This is a genomic window from Lachnoclostridium sp. An169, assembly GCF_002160525.1.
GTDB lineage: Bacteria > Bacillota > Clostridia > Lachnospirales > Lachnospiraceae > Mediterraneibacter > Mediterraneibacter cottocaccae.
On the sequence record NZ_NFKT01000030.1, the window covers coordinates 26,676 to 43,911 of the forward strand.

General features: G+C 49.7%; 14 protein-coding genes. 10 read left to right on the plus strand and 4 right to left on the minus strand.

Annotated features, from left to right (window positions below):
- The first annotated feature begins 108 nt into the window (after positions 1-108).
- On the plus strand, positions 109-1,404 hold the full coding sequence (eno, locus tag B5F07_RS17390) for a phosphopyruvate hydratase (protein ID WP_087162496.1): 1,296 nt from the start codon (positions 109-111) through the stop codon (positions 1,402-1,404).
- Positions 1,405-1,512: 108 nt separating this feature from the next.
- Here the strand turns inward: eno and B5F07_RS17395 are convergent, their stop codons facing one another.
- The gene (locus B5F07_RS17395) at positions 1,513-3,060 is read right to left on the minus strand and encodes a MerR family transcriptional regulator (RefSeq protein ID WP_087162479.1); all 1,548 of its coding nucleotides are present in this window, start codon (positions 3,058-3,060) and stop codon (positions 1,513-1,515) included.
- Positions 3,061-3,162: 102 nt separating this feature from the next.
- Here B5F07_RS17395 and B5F07_RS17400 point away from each other — a divergent pair, with 102 nt between their 5' ends.
- The 6 genes from B5F07_RS17400 (at position 3,163) to gnpA (ending at position 10,249) form a co-directional block, all read left to right on the plus strand.
- A complete protein-coding gene (locus tag B5F07_RS17400) occupies positions 3,163-3,372 on the plus strand; it encodes a hypothetical protein (protein ID WP_087162480.1) in 210 nt (69 codons plus the stop codon).
- A gap of 101 nt (positions 3,373-3,473) precedes the next feature.
- A complete protein-coding gene (locus tag B5F07_RS17405) occupies positions 3,474-4,598 on the plus strand; it encodes an anaerobic sulfatase maturase (RefSeq protein WP_087162481.1) in 1,125 nt (374 codons plus the stop codon).
- A 229-nt stretch (positions 4,599-4,827) separates the two neighbouring features.
- On the plus strand, positions 4,828-6,111 hold the full coding sequence (locus B5F07_RS17410) for an ABC transporter substrate-binding protein (RefSeq protein ID WP_087162482.1): 1,284 nt from the start codon (positions 4,828-4,830) through the stop codon (positions 6,109-6,111).
- A gap of 70 nt (positions 6,112-6,181) precedes the next feature.
- Positions 6,182-7,075, plus strand: coding sequence for a carbohydrate ABC transporter permease (locus B5F07_RS17415; protein WP_087162483.1), 894 nt, complete (start codon positions 6,182-6,184; stop codon positions 7,073-7,075).
- Positions 7,076-7,095: 20 nt separating this feature from the next.
- Positions 7,096-7,974 carry a carbohydrate ABC transporter permease gene (locus B5F07_RS17420; RefSeq protein ID WP_087162484.1) on the plus strand — a complete coding sequence of 293 codons (879 nt, stop codon included), beginning with the start codon at positions 7,096-7,098 and terminating at the stop codon, positions 7,972-7,974.
- A 112-nt stretch (positions 7,975-8,086) separates the two neighbouring features.
- Positions 8,087-10,249 (plus strand): 1,3-beta-galactosyl-N-acetylhexosamine phosphorylase, encoded by a 2,163-nt coding sequence (gnpA, locus tag B5F07_RS17425; protein ID WP_242972569.1) that lies wholly within the window; start codon positions 8,087-8,089, stop codon positions 10,247-10,249.
- Positions 10,250-10,268: 19 nt separating this feature from the next.
- On the opposite strand, the gene B5F07_RS17430 is transcribed toward gnpA, so the two are convergent.
- Positions 10,269-11,093 carry an AraC family transcriptional regulator gene (locus B5F07_RS17430; RefSeq protein ID WP_087162485.1) on the minus strand — a complete coding sequence of 275 codons (825 nt, stop codon included), beginning with the start codon at positions 11,091-11,093 and terminating at the stop codon, positions 10,269-10,271.
- 213 nt (positions 11,094-11,306) lie between these two features.
- Positions 11,307-12,809 carry an arylsulfatase gene (locus B5F07_RS17435; protein WP_087162498.1) on the minus strand — a complete coding sequence of 501 codons (1,503 nt, stop codon included), beginning with the start codon at positions 12,807-12,809 and terminating at the stop codon, positions 11,307-11,309.
- A 253-nt stretch (positions 12,810-13,062) separates the two neighbouring features.
- Between B5F07_RS17435 and B5F07_RS17440 the strand changes: the two genes are divergently transcribed.
- Positions 13,063-13,851 (plus strand): sulfite exporter TauE/SafE family protein, encoded by a 789-nt coding sequence (locus tag B5F07_RS17440; protein ID WP_087162499.1) that lies wholly within the window; start codon positions 13,063-13,065, stop codon positions 13,849-13,851.
- Between the two features lie 75 nt (positions 13,852-13,926).
- Here B5F07_RS17440 and B5F07_RS17445 read toward each other — a convergent pair whose 3' ends face one another.
- The gene (locus B5F07_RS17445) at positions 13,927-14,880 is read right to left on the minus strand and encodes an AraC family transcriptional regulator (RefSeq protein WP_087162500.1); all 954 of its coding nucleotides are present in this window, start codon (positions 14,878-14,880) and stop codon (positions 13,927-13,929) included.
- Between the two features lie 269 nt (positions 14,881-15,149).
- Between B5F07_RS17445 and B5F07_RS17450 the strand changes: the two genes are divergently transcribed.
- Entirely contained in the window at positions 15,150-16,073 is a 924-nt protein-coding gene (locus tag B5F07_RS17450; protein ID WP_087162501.1) for a nucleotidyltransferase family protein, read from the plus strand.
- 3 nt (positions 16,074-16,076) lie between these two features.
- Positions 16,077-17,189, plus strand: a complete 1,113-nt coding sequence (locus B5F07_RS17455; RefSeq protein WP_087162486.1) for a phosphotransferase enzyme family protein — start codon at positions 16,077-16,079, stop codon at positions 17,187-17,189.
- The last annotated feature ends 47 nt before the right edge of the window (positions 17,190-17,236 follow it).

A 17,236-nucleotide genomic window follows, 5' to 3' on the forward strand; every position in this document is an offset into this window, starting at 1 on the left:
TATAGTTAGTCAAAGCTAACTATATGTGAATCAATCATGGAAACTCCTTTGCCCCGTATTACCTGAGCCGGGGCAGGGATGTTTTCGAGGGAAAGGACGAAAAAAGGTATGGATTATTTAGAGATTGAAAAAGTAATCGGACGGGAGATTATCGATTCCAGAGGGAATCCCACAGTTGAGGCGGAAGTACATCTGGCGGACGGAACCGTGGCGAGAGGCGCGGCGCCCAGCGGGGCTTCTACGGGCGAGTTCGAGGCATTGGAGTTAAGAGACGGAGATAAGGCACGCTTTGGAGGAAAAGGTGTTTCCAAAGCGGTGGAGAATATTAATACAGTGATCTGTGAAGCGCTGACCGGCATGGATGCCAGCGACATCTATGCAGTGGATCAGGCGATGATTGCGGCAGACGGAACAAAGGATAAATCAAAACTGGGGGCAAATGCGATTCTGGCGGTATCTATCGCTTCCGCGAGAGCAGCGGCAAAAGCACTGGATATCCCGCTTTACCGTTTTCTCGGCGGCGTCAGCGGCAACCGTCTTCCGGTTCCCATGATGAACATTTTAAACGGCGGAGCCCACGCGGCAAATACGGTAGATGTGCAGGAGTTCATGATCATGCCTGTGGGCGCGGAGAACTTTAAAGAGGGATTAAGATGGTGTACAGAGGTATTCCATGCACTCCAGTCTCTTCTGAAATCAAAAGGTCTTGCCACAGCAGTGGGAGACGAGGGCGGTTTTGCCCCGGATCTGGGGAGCGATGAAGAAGCCATTGAATATATTCTGGAAGCGGTCCGCCAGGCGGGTTATGAGCCGGGCAAAGACTTTGTCCTCGCCATGGATGCCGCGTCCAGCGAATGGAAGGGAAGCACAAAAGGCGAGTATGTGCTCCCGAAATGCGGAAAGAAATTCACTTCCGCAGAACTTGTAGAACACTGGAAGAAGCTTTGTGACAAATATCCGATCTGCTCCATCGAGGATGGTCTGGATGAAGAGGACTGGGAAGGCTGGCAGATGATGACAAAAGAGCTGGGAGACAGAGTGCAGCTTGTGGGGGATGATCTTTTTGTGACCAACACGGAACGCCTTGCCAAAGGAATCAGTCTCGGCTGCGGAAACTCCATCCTTATCAAACTCAACCAGATCGGTTCCGTATCCGAGACACTGGAAGCTATCAAGATGGCGCACAAGGCAGGCTATACGGCAATCGCGTCCCACCGTTCCGGCGAGACAGAGGATACGACGATCGCAGACCTGGCAGTAGCCCTCAACACCTGCCAGATCAAGACCGGCGCGCCCAGCCGCAGCGAGAGAGTTGCAAAATACAACCAGCTCCTGCGGATCGAGGAAGAACTGGGCGGCAGCGCAGTGTATCCGGGATTTGGGGCATTTAATGTGAAGAGATAGAAAAACAGTATATAAAGAAAAGTTAAGCGAAAATAAAAACCCGGGAAAGCATAGAATGTGAAATGTTTCCCCGGGTTTTGAACAGATTTATCATGTTATATATTTGGATCATAGATTTTCGAAGACTTCCATTGTAAACTGCATCGTAAAGGAAGCACTTCCGTCAACATCCGGCACGAGAAAATTAGACGCCGACGTCCAGGAGTCCGAGAGATAGCCGCGGACGTCGGAATAGCCGGTGTAATCCATGCTGCAGTTTACTCTGACTCCGGCTTCCGTGATATCAAAGCTCTCGAAGTTCTCCGCGTATTCTTCGATTTCCCTGCGTATGACAGATGGAGGCGCCGGGAAAAACGTATAGTCGTCCCGGGCGCAGACAAGGGAGAGCACAGAGAGGGACAAAAGCTCCCGGTAGTCAGGAATCCACTGCCCGTTGTTCCGGGAAGAAATCGTGAAGCTGACTCCGGTCAGAATCCCGTCTTCTTCCGTGAACTGAAAGCGGGGGAGGGGCGGGTATTCTTCACCGGCAGAGCCGAGTACCGCCTCTACGCTTTCCCAGGTGCCGTCTTCTGTGAGATCCATGGCAAGAGAGTGTCCCCCGACCTGGACGATCGCGGCAAGATCCCCCTCAGACGGCATGTTCAGGGGTGTTTCAATATTATAGTAGTCCTGCAGACGGTTAAAATTCTCGCAGAACTGGGCAGCAGTGATTTCTCCTCTGTTTAAGGGAAGCGTGCCGCACTGCCAGATGACGAACAGCAGAACCGCAGACAGGCACTGGCAGAAAATATATACGGCAGTCTGGAACGGCAGGAAACGTTCATTCAGGTGAAGGACCGAGTCCTCCTCCCAGCAGAGTACTTCACCGTTTTGGCATCCTTTGTAAGACTGACAGTATCGGTACAGATTGTATACAGGTATGCCGTATCCCATTCCTTTCCGAAGAACGCCCCAGGTCCGGAGCAGGGCTTCGTGGTGGGAGAGCCGGGCTCCTTCTTCGGTGGCAACGCGCAGACCGAAGAGAAATTTCCCCGGTGTTGCGCCTGTCAGGGAGAGCAGTACCGGCTCGATTAAAAGGAGCAGGCAGTCAGCGGCAATAATATCAGCAATCAGACCCGCCGCGCCGGTCATCGCCGGCCCCATGATATTTATATGAAGACCGATGGAGAGCACCGAGTTCCACAGCAGGGAATAAATCAGAAAGTCAGCCAACCGTGCAAAAAAACGCCGCCACGGAGCAGTGACTTTTTTTATTTTATCTGTATTCATTTCCGGAGCAGACTGAAGCGACGGGGCAGTTAAATGCTCCAGATAGGTCTGGGCGTCAAAATCGTCGAAAGACACCCGGTCCCGGCAGAGTTCTCTGCAGACTTCCCGGCACTGCCGCAGATTTTCAGTTTCGTCCTGCAGATGTTTTATATGCAGATTAAGTGCTGCTGCAAGGGTCTGTTCGCCGCGGCTGACTGCTTTGATATCTTCCAGGCTTAAGTGGAGCGTGCGCAGCAGTCGGATCCTTTTCAGGATATTTACATCTTCATCTGTATAATTGCGGTATCCGTTGGAATCTCTCGAAGGAGTGAGCAATCCTTCCGATTCATAGAACCGGATATTAGCCCGGGTCATTGCAGTCAATTTTTCTGTTTCCTTTATTGTCATGATGAAACCTCCTCATTCCGATGTCTGGTCTGATTATAAAGGGTAAATAGACTTTACAGTCAAGAGAATTTCTGTAAAAATAATGTAAAACAGATATGGGACATGCAAATTGATGCGTTTATCCGCCGGATCGGTCAGCCGGAACTGCAGAATTTTCTTTCTCTGGCTATTCTGAACCAGACGAAGAGCAAGCAGTTTATGCACCTTACTCCAAAGCAGGACTGTAGCAGGGCGGCAAAACTGATGGAAGGACTCTGCCGGGAAATTATGAGGGAAGAGATCGGATATCAGGATGTGACAAGCCCAAAATGAGTTCAAAAGTCAATCGTTGCTTAACTTTTGACGGCGTGATATTCTATATACCATAATACCCTATATATAAAATAATACGAAGACTTCAGGGAGGAATCATTATGCCATTACATACAATTCTGATCAAGCCCGCCTCCGGTCTGTGCAATATGCAGTGCGACTACTGTTTTTACTGCGATGAGACTGCGCGGCGCGAAACTGCGTCCTATGGGATGATGACAGAGGAGACGCTGAGGAATCTGATCAAGAAGGCGATGTTTCAGGCGGAGCGGGAAATCTGCTTTGCTTTTCAGGGAGGAGAGCCCACTTTAAGGGGAATCGATTTCTTTCGGAAAGCGATCGAGTACGAAAACCGTTTTAACCGGAATCGGGTGCGTGTTATGAATACACTTCAGACCAACGGTCTGGCATTAAATGAAGAATGGTGCCGTTTCTTTCATGAAAATCATTTTCTGATCGGAGTGTCCGTAGATGGAACGCAGGAGATCCACGACCGTTACCGCCATGATAAAAACGGTGGGAACACCTATGGCAGAATCAGGGAAAACATCCGGATGCTTGATCAGTACGGTGTGGAGTACAATATCCTCACAGTTGTGACCTCTCAGACTGCAGAGCGTATCCGTGAGATCTATCAGGAGTATAAAAGGAACGGATGGGGATACCAGCAGTATATCATCTGTCTGGATCCTCTGGATGAAGAACCGGGAAAAATGGAATACTCCCTGACCCCGGAGAAATACGGGCAGTTCCTTGTGGAGCTTTTCCGGCTCTGGGACCGGGACTGGAAGCGGGGGAAAGCGCCCTATATCCGTCAGTTTGAAAATTATGTGGGGATCCTTCTGGGGTATCCGCCGGAGGCGTGCGAACAGCGGGGCATCTGCAGCGTGCAGTGCGTGGCGGAGGCGGACGGAAGCGCCTATCCCTGCGATTTCTATGTGCTGGATGAATACTGTCTGGGAAATTACAACAGTGACAGGATTTCCGAGATGTTGACATGTGAGACCGCGCGCAGGTTTGTGGAAGACTCACAGCAGATCAGTATAACGTGCCGGGATTGCGAATGGTACACGTTATGCAGGAATGGATGCCGGAGGAGAAGAGGGAAGGAAAAGGAAGACGGACAGTATCGTGATTATTTCTGTGAGGGGTACCGGTATTTTTTCAGGCACTGCGGAGAAAGGCTTCGGGAGATCGCGGAATTCCTTCGGGAAAGGTCGTGTTAGCAGAAAAGTCCGGAAAAGACGGCAGGATAGTAAAATGTGAAAAATACATTGTAAAAAAGGAGAGTGCCCTCTGAAATATTGTATGAAATGATGAGAAAATAATGCTAAAATTGTCAGATGTTGTGTGAAATAGACAATAATTATAAAAAACAAAACAAGAATGTACTTGCTTTTATGACAGGCAACAGACTATAATCTAGTTAACACGAATCGAAAAGGAGGATACGATATGAAAAAGAAAGTGATTAGTGTTCTGCTTGCAGCAGTAATGGTGACAGGTCTGGTTGCAGGCTGCGGAAGCGGCGGTGGAAGCGGAAATGGCGGCGACGGTTCAGAGCAGACTGGCGGCGGTGGCGAGTATGACGGCGTAGAGCTTACATACTGGTCCATGTGGAGCAACACAGAGCCCCAGGGACAGGCCCTTCAGGAAGCGGTCGATGCCTGGGAAGCAGAGACTGGCGCAACAGTCAACATTGAGTGGAAAGGCCGTGAGATCAAAGATATTTTGAGCTCTTCCCTTGAGGCGCAGGAGCCGTTCGATCTCTTTGAGGACGACTACAACAGAATTGCCGTGAACTTAAAGGACTATGTTGCGGATCTGACCGATATGGCTGCAGCAGCGAATTACGCGGAAAACAGTTTTGCCGTATTCAATGACAAGGCTACAGAGTGGGCGGGATTCCTTCCCTGCGTTACCGAGCAGCCGCAGGTAGGCGGTGTGTACTACAACATGGATCTGTTTGAGAAGGCAGGCGTTGAAGTACCGACCACATGGGCAGAGTTCCTGGACGTATGCGCGGCACTGAAAGAGAATGACATCCAGCCGCTCGCACTGGACAGTGCATATGCAGCATTCCTGTTCGGATATCATATTTCCAGATACATCGGTGAAGAGGCTGTCGCTGATCTGGCGGTGAACGGAGGATGGAGCGGTAATGCCAGTGTTGCTCAGGCTGCACAGGACATGATCGATTTTGTAAAAGCGGGCTACCTTGCAGACGGAGCGCCGGCTGAGTATCCGGCAAGCCAGAATGCTATGGGTCTGAACGGCGATGTTGCCATGGTTGTGTGTGCGAACTATGTTACAGCTGAAGTAAACAACAATACTCAGTCTGAACTGAACTGGGGTGTGTTCTCGTATCCGTCAGTTGAAGGCGGAATCGATGCAACAGGAGTTGAGTATGCGGGAGCTAACTCGATTGCGATCACTAAGTATTCTGAGAATCAGCAGGCAGCGTTTGATCTGGCTATGTATATCGTAACAGGCGAGCAGGATCAGAATATGGCTGACACAGCGAACCAGATGCCGGCAGATCCGAACAATACGGTTCCTTCATCACAGAATGGAACACAGGAGCTTCTGAACGCAACAACAACACCTCTTACATGGAATATGGGACTGAACCAGAACGGTGATCTTCAGGCTTCCATCAGAGATATTGTTATCCAGCTCTTTGAAGGGAAATATGCTACAGGTGCAGATTTTGCAGCAGCTCTGGACGCTTTATACTAAGATTAACTAAGAACCGGAGGTGGCGCTGATTCGGCGTCACCTCATTTTTTCAGAGAGGTGACACAGGAAAATGAAACAGAAAAAATCATTTATTATTCCATTTATACTCCCATGCGCGATTGCACTTCTCGCCATGTATCTCTATCCGGTTATCAGGACTGTGATTATGAGCTTCTTTGGAATCGAAAGCGTAACAGCAGATGTATCGGAATGGTCCTTTAACGGAGTGGCGAATTACATGAAGATCTTCCAGAGCGCGACTTTCCAGAGAGCGATGACGAACATGTTTCTGATCTGGATCGTGGGGGGCGTTATAGTGTTGGCATTTGCCCTCTTGTTTGCGGTGATTCTGACGAGTGGTATCCGGTTTAAGAAGTTTTTCCGGGCTGCAATCTATCTTCCAAATATAATCAGTGCAGTTGCCCTGGCAACGATGTGGGTTCAGTACATCTACAGTCAGGAATACGGGCTGCTGAACCAGATACTGGGAGTCTTAGGCCTGGAAGGAAAAAACTGGCTTGGGACGGATACGAAGTTCTGGGCAATGCTCGGTGCTTTCATATTCGGAGCGGTCGGATATTATATGCTGATCTTTATCAGCGGCATCGAGCGTATCCCTCAGGACCTTTTTGAGGCGGCTACGATTGACGGGGCCAATAAAATACAGCAGTTTGGCAGAATTACCCTGCCCCTTCTGCGAAGCATTTTTAAGACAAACATTACTTTCTGGAGCGTCAACTGTATCTCGTTTTATCTCTGGTCCAAGATGTTCTCGCCTGTCCAGAGCGAGGCGTCTACTATCGTACCGGTCGTCTACCTGTATGATACTGTATTCGGCACTACCGGAAATGTGGACAGAGATGCAGGTGCCGGTGCGGCGATCGGTGTTACCCTGGCAATCTTCGTGGCGTTGGTTTACTTTATCATGAATAAAGTCCTCAAAGACGATGATCTGGAATTCTAGTATGCGAATGGGGTGAGAAAATGAGTAAAAACAGTAAAGAAAAAGTTGTATATAAAGAAAAAATAAACTGGAAAAAAGAAGCTGCACTGATCCCCGGATATTTGATCGTGCTGCTGTGGATCGGATTTACAGCGGTATTTTTGATATGGATCCTGGCGGCAAGTTTTTCTACAACCAGGGAGATTTTCTCAGGTTCAGTATTCAAGTTTGAGACAGGATTCCACTGGGAAAATTACCTCAATGCCTGGACGACCAGCAATGTGTCCGTATTTTTTGGGAACTCACTGCTGTATTCAGTAGTTTCCTGCGTAGTCGTTATCCTGATCTCGGCACCGGCAGCCTATGTGCTTTCCAGATTTACATTTCTTGGGAACAAGCCGATCAAGACAAGTCTGATTCTGGCAATGAGTATTCCGGAAGTTATGATCATCATGCCGATTTACGCTCTGACTGCAGAATACCAGATCAGGGGCAGGATCCTTCTGATCATCCTATATATCTGTATCCGCGTACCGTTTACAACGACCTATCTTCTGAACTTCTTTGCCAGCCTTTCAAGAAGCTACGAGGAGGCTGCTGCGATCGACGGATGTACACCGGGCAAGACATTCTGGCAGATCATGCTTCCGCTTGTACAGCCGGCGCTTGTAACAGTGACGATCTTTAACTTCCTGAGCGTATGGAACGAATTCTTTATGGCGTTGATCTTTGCGTCTTCGGCAGAGATGACTCCTGTTGGCGTGGGACTTCTCCGGATCGTAAATGGTATGAAGTACTCCGGAGACTACGGCGGACTTTTTGCAGCAGTTATTATCGTATTCCTTCCAACATTCCTGCTGTACATATTCCTGTCCGAGAAGATCATCGCAGGTGTTACCGGTGGCGGAGTCAAAGGCTAGTACACCGCATGGCAATATTATACTGATCATGCCCGGGGCATATCAGAATACATTAAAATTCCAGGCTGATACCATATGGCATCAGCCTGATGTATCAGAGAGGAGAATCGTTTTGAAAGAGAATTCAAGTGGAAGAGTAACAATCCCTACCGATCTGGATGTCGTACCCGAGACACTGGAACTTTTAAAGCGTTGGGGAGCGGATGCCATCCGTGACTGCGACGGAACGGACTATCCGGAAGAATTAAAGAGCGTGGATGCGAAAGTGTATTCCACCTACTATACAACGAGAAAGGACAATGACTGGGCAAAGGCAAACCCGGACGAGATCCAGCAGATGTACATCATGACGCCCTTCTATACGGCAGTGGAGAAGGACCTGTCCATCCATCTGATGAACCACCTCTACCCGGACATGTTGAAAGTCAACAGCCACGACGATATCACCCGCTGGTGGGAAGTTATCGACCGGACCACCGGGGAAGTGGTGCCTGTGACCCGGTGGGACTACAGTGATGAGACCGGCGATGTGACCATCCATGACGCGGCGCAGTTCCACGACTATACGGTGAGCTTCCTGGCTTACATCATGTGGGACCCGGTACATATGTACAACGCTGTGACCAACGGATGGACCAACTTTGAGAAGCAGATTACCTTTGACGTGCGCCAGCCCAAGACCCACAAGTTTTCCATGGAGCGTCTGCGGAAATTTATCGAGACACATCCTTACGTGGATGTGCTCCGCTACACCACCTTCTTCCATCAGTTCACCCTGATTTTTGACGAGCTGGCAAGGGAGAAATACGTGGACTGGTACGGCTATTCCGCATCCGTGAGCCCCTATATTCTGGAGCAGTTTGAGAAGGAAGTGGGCTATAAGTTCCGTCCGGAATTCATTATCGACCAGGGCTACATGAACAATACCTACCGGATCCCGTCCAAAGAGTTCCAGGACTTCCAGGCGTTCCAGAGAAGGGAAGTGGCGAAGCTTGCCAAAGAGATGGTGGACATCACCCACGAGTACGGCAAGGAGGCCATGATGTTCCTGGGTGACCACTGGATCGGCATGGAGCCATTCATGGATGAGTTCAAGAACATCGGACTGGACGCTGTGGTGGGAAGCGTCGGAAACGGCTGCACCCTCCGTCTGATCAGCGATATTGAGGGCGTGAAATATACAGAGGGGCGTTTCCTTCCCTACTTCTTCCCGGATACCTTCCACGAGGGCGGAGACCCGGTGAAGGAGGCAAAGGTGAACTGGGTGACAGCGAGGCGCGCCATCTTAAGGAAGCCCATCGACCGCATCGGCTATGGCGGTTACCTGAAGCTTGCCATGGAGTTCCCGGATTTCATCGACTACGTGGAGAGCGTATGCAATGAGTTCCGCACCCTCTATGACAACATCAAGGGAACCACGCCGTACTGTATTAAGAAAGTGGCAGTTTTAAACTGCTGGGGAAAGATGCGCGCATGGGGCAACCACATGGTACACCATGCCATCTACTATAAACAGAACTACTCCTACGCGGGAGTCATCGAGGCACTGAGCGGCGCGCCCTTTGACGTGAAGTTCATCAGCTTTGATGACATCCGCAAAGACCCGTCCATCCTGGACGATATCGATGTGATCCTGAACGTGGGGGATGCGGATACCGCGTATACCGGCGGGGAGAACTGGACCGATCCGGTGATCGTGGAGGCAGTGAAACGCTTCATCTACAATGGCGGCGGTTTCATCGGTGTGGGCGAGCCTGCGGCGCACCAGTATGAGGGGCATTTCTTCCAGCTTGCCACGGTCATGGGTGTGGAGAAGGAGACCGGCTTCACTCTCAACGTGGACAAGTACAACTGGGAGGAGCACGACCACTTCATTAAGGAAGACTGCACAAAGGATATCGACTTCGGCGAGGGCAAGAAAAACATCTATGCCCTGGACGGCACCGAGATCCTTGTTCAGCGGGATAAAGAGGTGCAGATGGCAGTGAGGGAGTTCGGAAAAGGACGCTGCGTCTACATCAGCGGACTGCCCTACAGCTTTGAGAACAGCCGGATCCTCTACCGTTCCATCATCTGGTCCTCCCACGACGAGGAGAACCTGCACAAGTGGTTTTCCACAAACTTCAACGTGGAAGTCCATGCCTATGTAAAGAACGGAAAATACTGCGTGGTCAATAATACCTATGAACCCCAGAGTACAACCGTGTACAGGGGGGACGGCACAAGCTTTGACCTGGATCTCGACGCCAATGAGATTATATGGTATGAAATCTGAAATAAGGTTACGGACGGAGTTATTTCCGTTCCTGCCGGTATTTAATGGGCGTCGTTCCGTATTTCTTGCGAAAGATCTGCGTGAAATAGGATTGGGATGAGAACCCGGTGGATGCGGCGATCTCCGAGACAGAGTGATCTGTTTCGGTGAGAAGTCCGCATGCGACTTCCAGACGGCGCTCATTCAGATACTGGATCGGAGACAGACCGGTATATTTTGAAAATGAATGGGCCATATAGTATTTATTCATATGGGTCAGCCCGGTCAGCGTATCCAATGTAATATGATCCGCATAATTTGTGTCCAGATAAGATTTTATCTGGGCACATTCTTTTGTCATCCGCACAGTATTGGCAGGAACCGGTACCACATGCAGGGAGCGGATGATCTTGAGGATAAGGACCTCGAGGAGCTTCTGACAGATTGCATCAGATCCGTATTCGCTGCTCCTTACTTCGTAGAGCATCTGTTCAAAAAGATCTGTGATGAAGGGGGTCGAACTGAAGCTGCCGCATATCTGTTTTCCTGCCTGTTCACTTTCCCGTTGGAAAGTCACACCGTCAATGCCGAGTACAAAATATTCCAGCGGATTTCCGGAAGCAGACTGCTCCGTGTGTTCCGTGTAAGGCGGGACAATGACAAAATCTCCAGGCTCGATCGGATAGGTTTCATCCCGAAAGAGAAAATTCCCCTTTCCGTTTACCACATAAAAAAGCTCTGTGAAGTAATGTGTGTGCAGCAGACTTTTCCAGTCTTTTTCATCCTTGGACAGAGCGATGGACAGAAGAGTAGCAGTCATATCCTGCGTGTCCGCATTTTTTACAGAATACTGTCGGTGCCCCATATTGATACCTCCTGATATAAGTCGGGGGCTGCCCGTACCAGGCAGTGTTCTAAGATGTCATATTCACACAGAACATCCTGCCTGTTGCGCTCGGACAACCCCATATGATTGCTTTGGGTATAAAGACATTATAGTCAAAGTATACATAAAAAGCAACAAATATAAAAAGAAAAGCAATTTTATTACAGCAAAGCATAAATAGCCGACTGCTGTCTATAAAAGTGTCGGAGGATACGGTCTTCCGGATATCAGCACGGTTCCGTCGGTAAATTGTTCCGGCCGGCCTTTCAGTGATCGGATCAGGTATCCTCGAAGCTCGCTGATCCGTTTTTGTACCGCCGGTTCCGCGATCCGGTCAGTCAGTTCATGAGGATCTTCGGACAGCTCAAAATACTGCTCCTCTCCGGTCTCACTGTGCCAGATATATTTGTCAGTCTCCGTGACGATCCAGTGATTTGAAAATTCGCCGTAAGAGTGCTCGCCATGAAGCCATGGACGTATAAAACGGGAAGGATCATCCGGTGATGCCATGAGCGGGACAAGGCTTTTGCCGTCAACAGAATCGGGAATCTGCCCTCCGGCGATATCGATCAGCGTGGGCATGATATCCCGAAGTTCGGTGACATTGTGGCATACACTGTTCGGACAAAGATCCAGCGGCACATTTTTTCCGGCGGAAACGATCAGCGGTATATGACAGCTGCCTTCATAGGGGCGCGATTTGCGGAACATGTGATGGTCACAGAGTTCCTCTCCGTGGTCAGCGGTGAAAAGTATCACCGTGTCGTCATATACCTCGTGTTCGATCAACGCCATGATGAGACGCCCGATCTGATGATCCAGATGGGTGATGCACGCATAATACCCGATCTGAGCCTGACGGGCAAGTTCCGGATCGATGGGACCTGTTTTGGAGTCAAAGATCCTGCCGTCCCGTTTCAGGTAACTGTCATTTTCCCAGGTCCCGACAAAAGGAGGACGGAGATCTTTGTCCTTGTAGAGATCGAAATAATGCTGCGGCGCATCCAGAGGCGGATGGGGACGGAGATAGGAAGCCATCAGGAAGAAAGGCTTCCGGGGATCTCTGCGGCGGAGAAAATCAAGGCTCCGGTCTGTTACCCAGTTGGTGGGGTGGTATTTTTCCTCATGGGTCCAGGGACGTGCAACCCAGCTGTTGCAGTCGATTCCGGTATCCGTCACATCTGCGGAGACGCCCAGTTCTTCCTTGAGCCAGTAGAAATAATCGTCAGCCACAAACTGGGACTCCCGGTAGGGAACGCTTCCGTATCTTGCCGCGTGGAGATAACCGTCGTGGAGTTCTACATTGTTGAAGCCCAGATAGTTGCGCAGCGGGTGCACATGCATTTTCCCCACACACTGGGTATAGTATCCGGCAGCGGTCAGTTCGCCTGCCATGGTATGTTCGTAATCCCAGGGAATATTGTCCTCATAGCCTACGCGGCCGTGATGGCTCTGTTCCATGCCTGTGTGGAGGGCGGCCCGGGCGGCGATGCAGCTTGGACATGCGCTGTATGCATGGTCAAAGACCACGCCCTTTGCAGCCAGAGTGTCCAGATATGGAGTTTTCACATCCGGATGTCCGGCATAGCCCAGGCAGTCCCAGCGCAGCTGATCCGTCATGATCAGGACGATGTTGGGCTGCTTTGTTTTCCCTTTTTGTGAAACGGTATGGAAACCATTCTCTTTACTGTTCATGCTTGTCATAATAAGTCCTCCCGCACTCCTTGGTTCATTTTTTACAGATAGTTTCATCTGTTTTCACAATAATACAATTAACAGGGAAAAGCAAGCTGCAACCTCCGGAAAGACACGATATATATAAAAAAAGACAACAAATTGCTGGAACTGGCAGAGAAAATGCGATATAGTAAATACATCTGTACACGGAAAGACTTTTTTCGTGCTTTTCTATGTATTCAGGAAGGGGAAGGGAGAGAAGATTATGGGAATGGCAGTGGTCTTTTTTATTGTAAGCATTCTTTCATCGACGATCGGGTCGATCTGCGGAATCGGCGGCGGGGTGATCATCAAGCCCGTGCTTGACGCCACGGGGATCATGAGCGTGAGCAGCATCAGTTTCCTGTCCGGCTGTACGGTTCTTGCCATGTCTGTCGTATCGGTATATAAGAACATCCGCAGCGGCACGGCAAAGATGAATGTCCGGACAGCTACGGGACTTGCAGTTGGCGCTGCAGCCGGGGGAGTGGTCGGAAAGAGTATGTTTGAGTCGCTCAAAGCGGCGGTGGGGAATGAGAATGTTGTCGGGATGACGCAGGCCATTGTTCTGATCATTATTACCCTTGGCACACTGATTTACACGATTTATAAAAAGAAGATCCGGACAAAGGAGTACCGGCAGATCTGGCTCTGTCTGCTGATCGGCGTGGCGCTCGGCGTAATGTCCAGTTTCCTCGGCATCGGCGGAGGTCCCATCAATCTTGTGGTGCTGGCATATTTCTTCTCCATGAGTACAAAGGAGGCAGCCTTAAGTTCTCTTTATATCATTATGTTTTCCCAGATTACCAGCCTGGTGCAGACCTGTGTCACAGGAAGCATACCGGACGTGAGCATCGCTTACCTGGCAGCCATGGTGATCGGCGGCATTCTGGGCGGAACCCTGGGAAGCCGGGTCAACAAAAAGATCGACGAGGAGGGCGTCAACAAACTTTTCATTATGCTGATGCTTGTGATCGTCTTTATCAATATTTACAATGCGTTTAAATTCGGACTTGCTTAAATTCCGAAAATGGAACCGGCGTCCCGGAGGCGGACATGCATGAACAGATGCATAAGCGTCCTGGAACGCCGGTTTTTAACGCTTCTCAGCCATGGCGCGGATGGAAGAAGCATATTCGGAGGGAGTCATTCCCGTTACTTTTTTGAACTGTCTCGAAAAATAGTGGATGGACGAATAGCCCAGCTTTTCCGAGATCTGCGTGAAATTCATCTGTTCGCTGCGGATCATCTGTCTGGCGGCATCGATCTTCATTTTTGAGAAATACTCGATGATCCCCATGTGGGTCTGCTCCTGGAACAGCTTCTGGAGCCGGGAGCGGCCCACCAGGTTTTCCCTGCAGATTTTCTCAATTGTGACATGAGCGCTCAGATTCCGTTCCAGATAAGCGGTAATCTGTGCGAAAAGCTCGGCGTCCACATTCTCCTTGATGGTTTTCTCCAGGGCGCCTCCGTGGCGTCCGGAACCTGCGGACAGAGGAATGCCGGATTCCAAAGTTGACCGTTCAGCTCCATCTGATTCCGCGTGGAATCGCCGGTACAGGCTGAGGATAAGCTGTTCCAGATAGAGACGGATGAGCTGCCCCGAAGCAGGAGGGGCGGAAGGATTTGCAAGAAGGGTAGTCTGGTAGGGATTATCCAGACGGCCTTCCAGAAAATATCCGGCCTCCATAACGACTTTGGCCAGAAGTCTCCGCTCCGCTTCATCGATCTGCAGGATCCTGTCCTGAAAGAAATCCATCAGGCTTCCCGTACAGGAGAACGAGACCACCACAAGGTTCGGCGCGATGCCGCCGCCTGCTTTCACCCAGTGAAACTCGCCGGGCTTGTGAAATGCAATCTGCCCGCGCTTCAATACATGGGTCTTTTCATCGGCCCCGATAGTCACTTCCCCCTTGTCTACGCATACAAATTCCCAGAAGTCATGGGATTCTCCCGGAAAGAAAAAACTGTTCATATATTCGAAATAGTGGAGCGAAAAAAGCTCTTCAATGTGGAGTTCGTCTTTTAATGCAATTCCCTGATAAGCCATGATGGTTGCTGCCTTTCTGTTTTTCTTATCGGTATAATACAGCGCATAATCAGTGCGGGATCTGTGTAATACGATATCTATATAATACGGTACACTCGCAAAAAATGCAAAAGAAAAAAGCAGATTGTGCAAATCAAAGGCAATATCGGACAAAGATTTTTCGACAGTTATGGCTTAAAATGAGATCAGAAACGAGAAAGAACCAGAAAGCCCCGGACATGGAGTTCAGAGAGTTCCGGCGGCTGAAAGAGACAGGAGGTCACAGTTTTATGAAAAAACCGGTATTAGTGATTATGGCAGCAGGAATGGGAAGCAGATACGGCGGATTGAAGCAGATTGACCCGGTGGATAAAGAGGGACATATTATTATGGATTTCTCCATGTTTGATGCAAAACGCGCCGGCTTCGAGAAAGTTGTGTTCATTATTAAAAGAGAGAATGAGGCAGACTTTAAAGAGGCAGTGGGAAACCGGATGGAGAAGGTTATGGATGTATCCTATGCGTTCCAGGATCTGAACAATATTCCGGAAGGTTTTGAGGTCCCGGAGGGACGTGTAAAACCGTGGGGAACCGCACATGCAGTCTTAAGCGCTATTGATCTGATTGACGGACCTTTCGCGGTGATCAATGCCGACGACTATTACGGAAGACATGCATTCGATGTGATTTACAAATATCTGACCACACATGAGGACGATGACAAGTTCCGCTATACCATGGTGGGATACCGCCTGAAAAACACGGTTACGGACAACGGCCATGTGGCAAGAGGAATCTGCGAGCTCAATGCGGACAAAGAACTTGTGAAAGTAACCGAACGGACAAGAATCGAGAAGAGGGACGGCGGAATTGCCTACTCGGAAGACGACGGGGCAACCTGGGTTCCGGTGGACGGCGATACGCTGGTATCCATGAATATGTGGGGATTTACAAGAAGTATCCTGGATGAGATCCGTGACGGATTCCCGGCATTTCTGGAAAAAGGGCTCAAAGAGAACCCGCTGAAGTGCGAATACTTCCTGCCTTCTGTAGTCAGCGGACTTCTCGAAGAAAACCGGGCAACTGTTGCAGTTCTTGAGTCCGAGGACAAATGGTACGGTGTTACATATAAAGAGGATAAACCGGTTGTGGTAGAGGCAATCCAGTCATTAAAGGATGCGGGAGTGTATCCGCAGAAACTTTGGGAGGAATAGAAAATGGGACGCGTATCAGAGTTACAGATTAGAGAAGCAATAGCCAATTTCAATTATGAAGGACGCCTTGCGGACCGCAGGCCTTATGGGAGCGGCCATATCAACGATACATTTCTCCTTACTTTTGAGGTGGGAGAGATGGGAATACTCAAAGCGATTCTCCAGAGAATGAACCGGGAGATCTTCACGAATCCGGTGGATCTGATGGAAAATATTATCGGCGTCACCTCCTATCTGAAAGAAAAGATCATCGAGGACGGCGGAGATCCCTACCGTGAGACGCTCAATGTCATCTCCGCAAAGGACGGAAAGCCCTATTATGTGGATTCGAGGGGAGATTACTGGCGCTCCTATATCTTCATCACGGACGCGACCAGCTACGACCAGGTGGAGAATCCCCAGGACTTCTATGAGAGTGCGGTTTCCTTTGGAAATTTCCAGAGGCTCCTTGCCGATTATCCGGCGGAGACACTCCATGAGACGATCAAGGGGTTCCATGATACGAAAGCGAGATTCCAGGTATTTAAAGATGCGGTGAAACAGGACGTGCGGGGCAGGGCGGCTTCCGTGCAGAAGGAGATTGATTTTGTGCTTGCCCATGAGGACATTGCCAATGTATTCTCTGATCTTCTGGAGAAGGGCGAGATTCCGCTGCGCGTTACTCACAATGATACGAAACTCAACAACATTATGATCGATAATACCACGAGAAAAGGAATCTGCGTCATCGATCTGGATACCGTAATGCCGGGGCTGGCAATGCACGATTTCGGAGACTCTATCCGTTTCGGGGCGAGCACGGCGGCAGAGGATGAGAAAGATCTGGACAAAGTTTCCTGCAGTATGGAACTTTTTGAGATATATGTGAAAGGATTCCTGAAAGGCTGCGGCGGGAAGCTGACTCCGAAAGAAGTGGAACTCCTTCCCATGGGAGCGAAAGTGATGACATTCGAGTGCGGCATGCGTTTCCTCACTGATTATCTGGAAGGGGACCACTACTTCAAGGTACACCGGGAAGGACACAACCTGGACCGGTGCAGGACCCAGTTCAGGCTGGTGGAGGATATGGAAGGCAAGTGGGACACCATGCAGGAGATTGTGAAGAAGTATCAGTAAGGAAGCTTTGCAACATTTTTACTAAAATATGAACTAAAATTATAAAG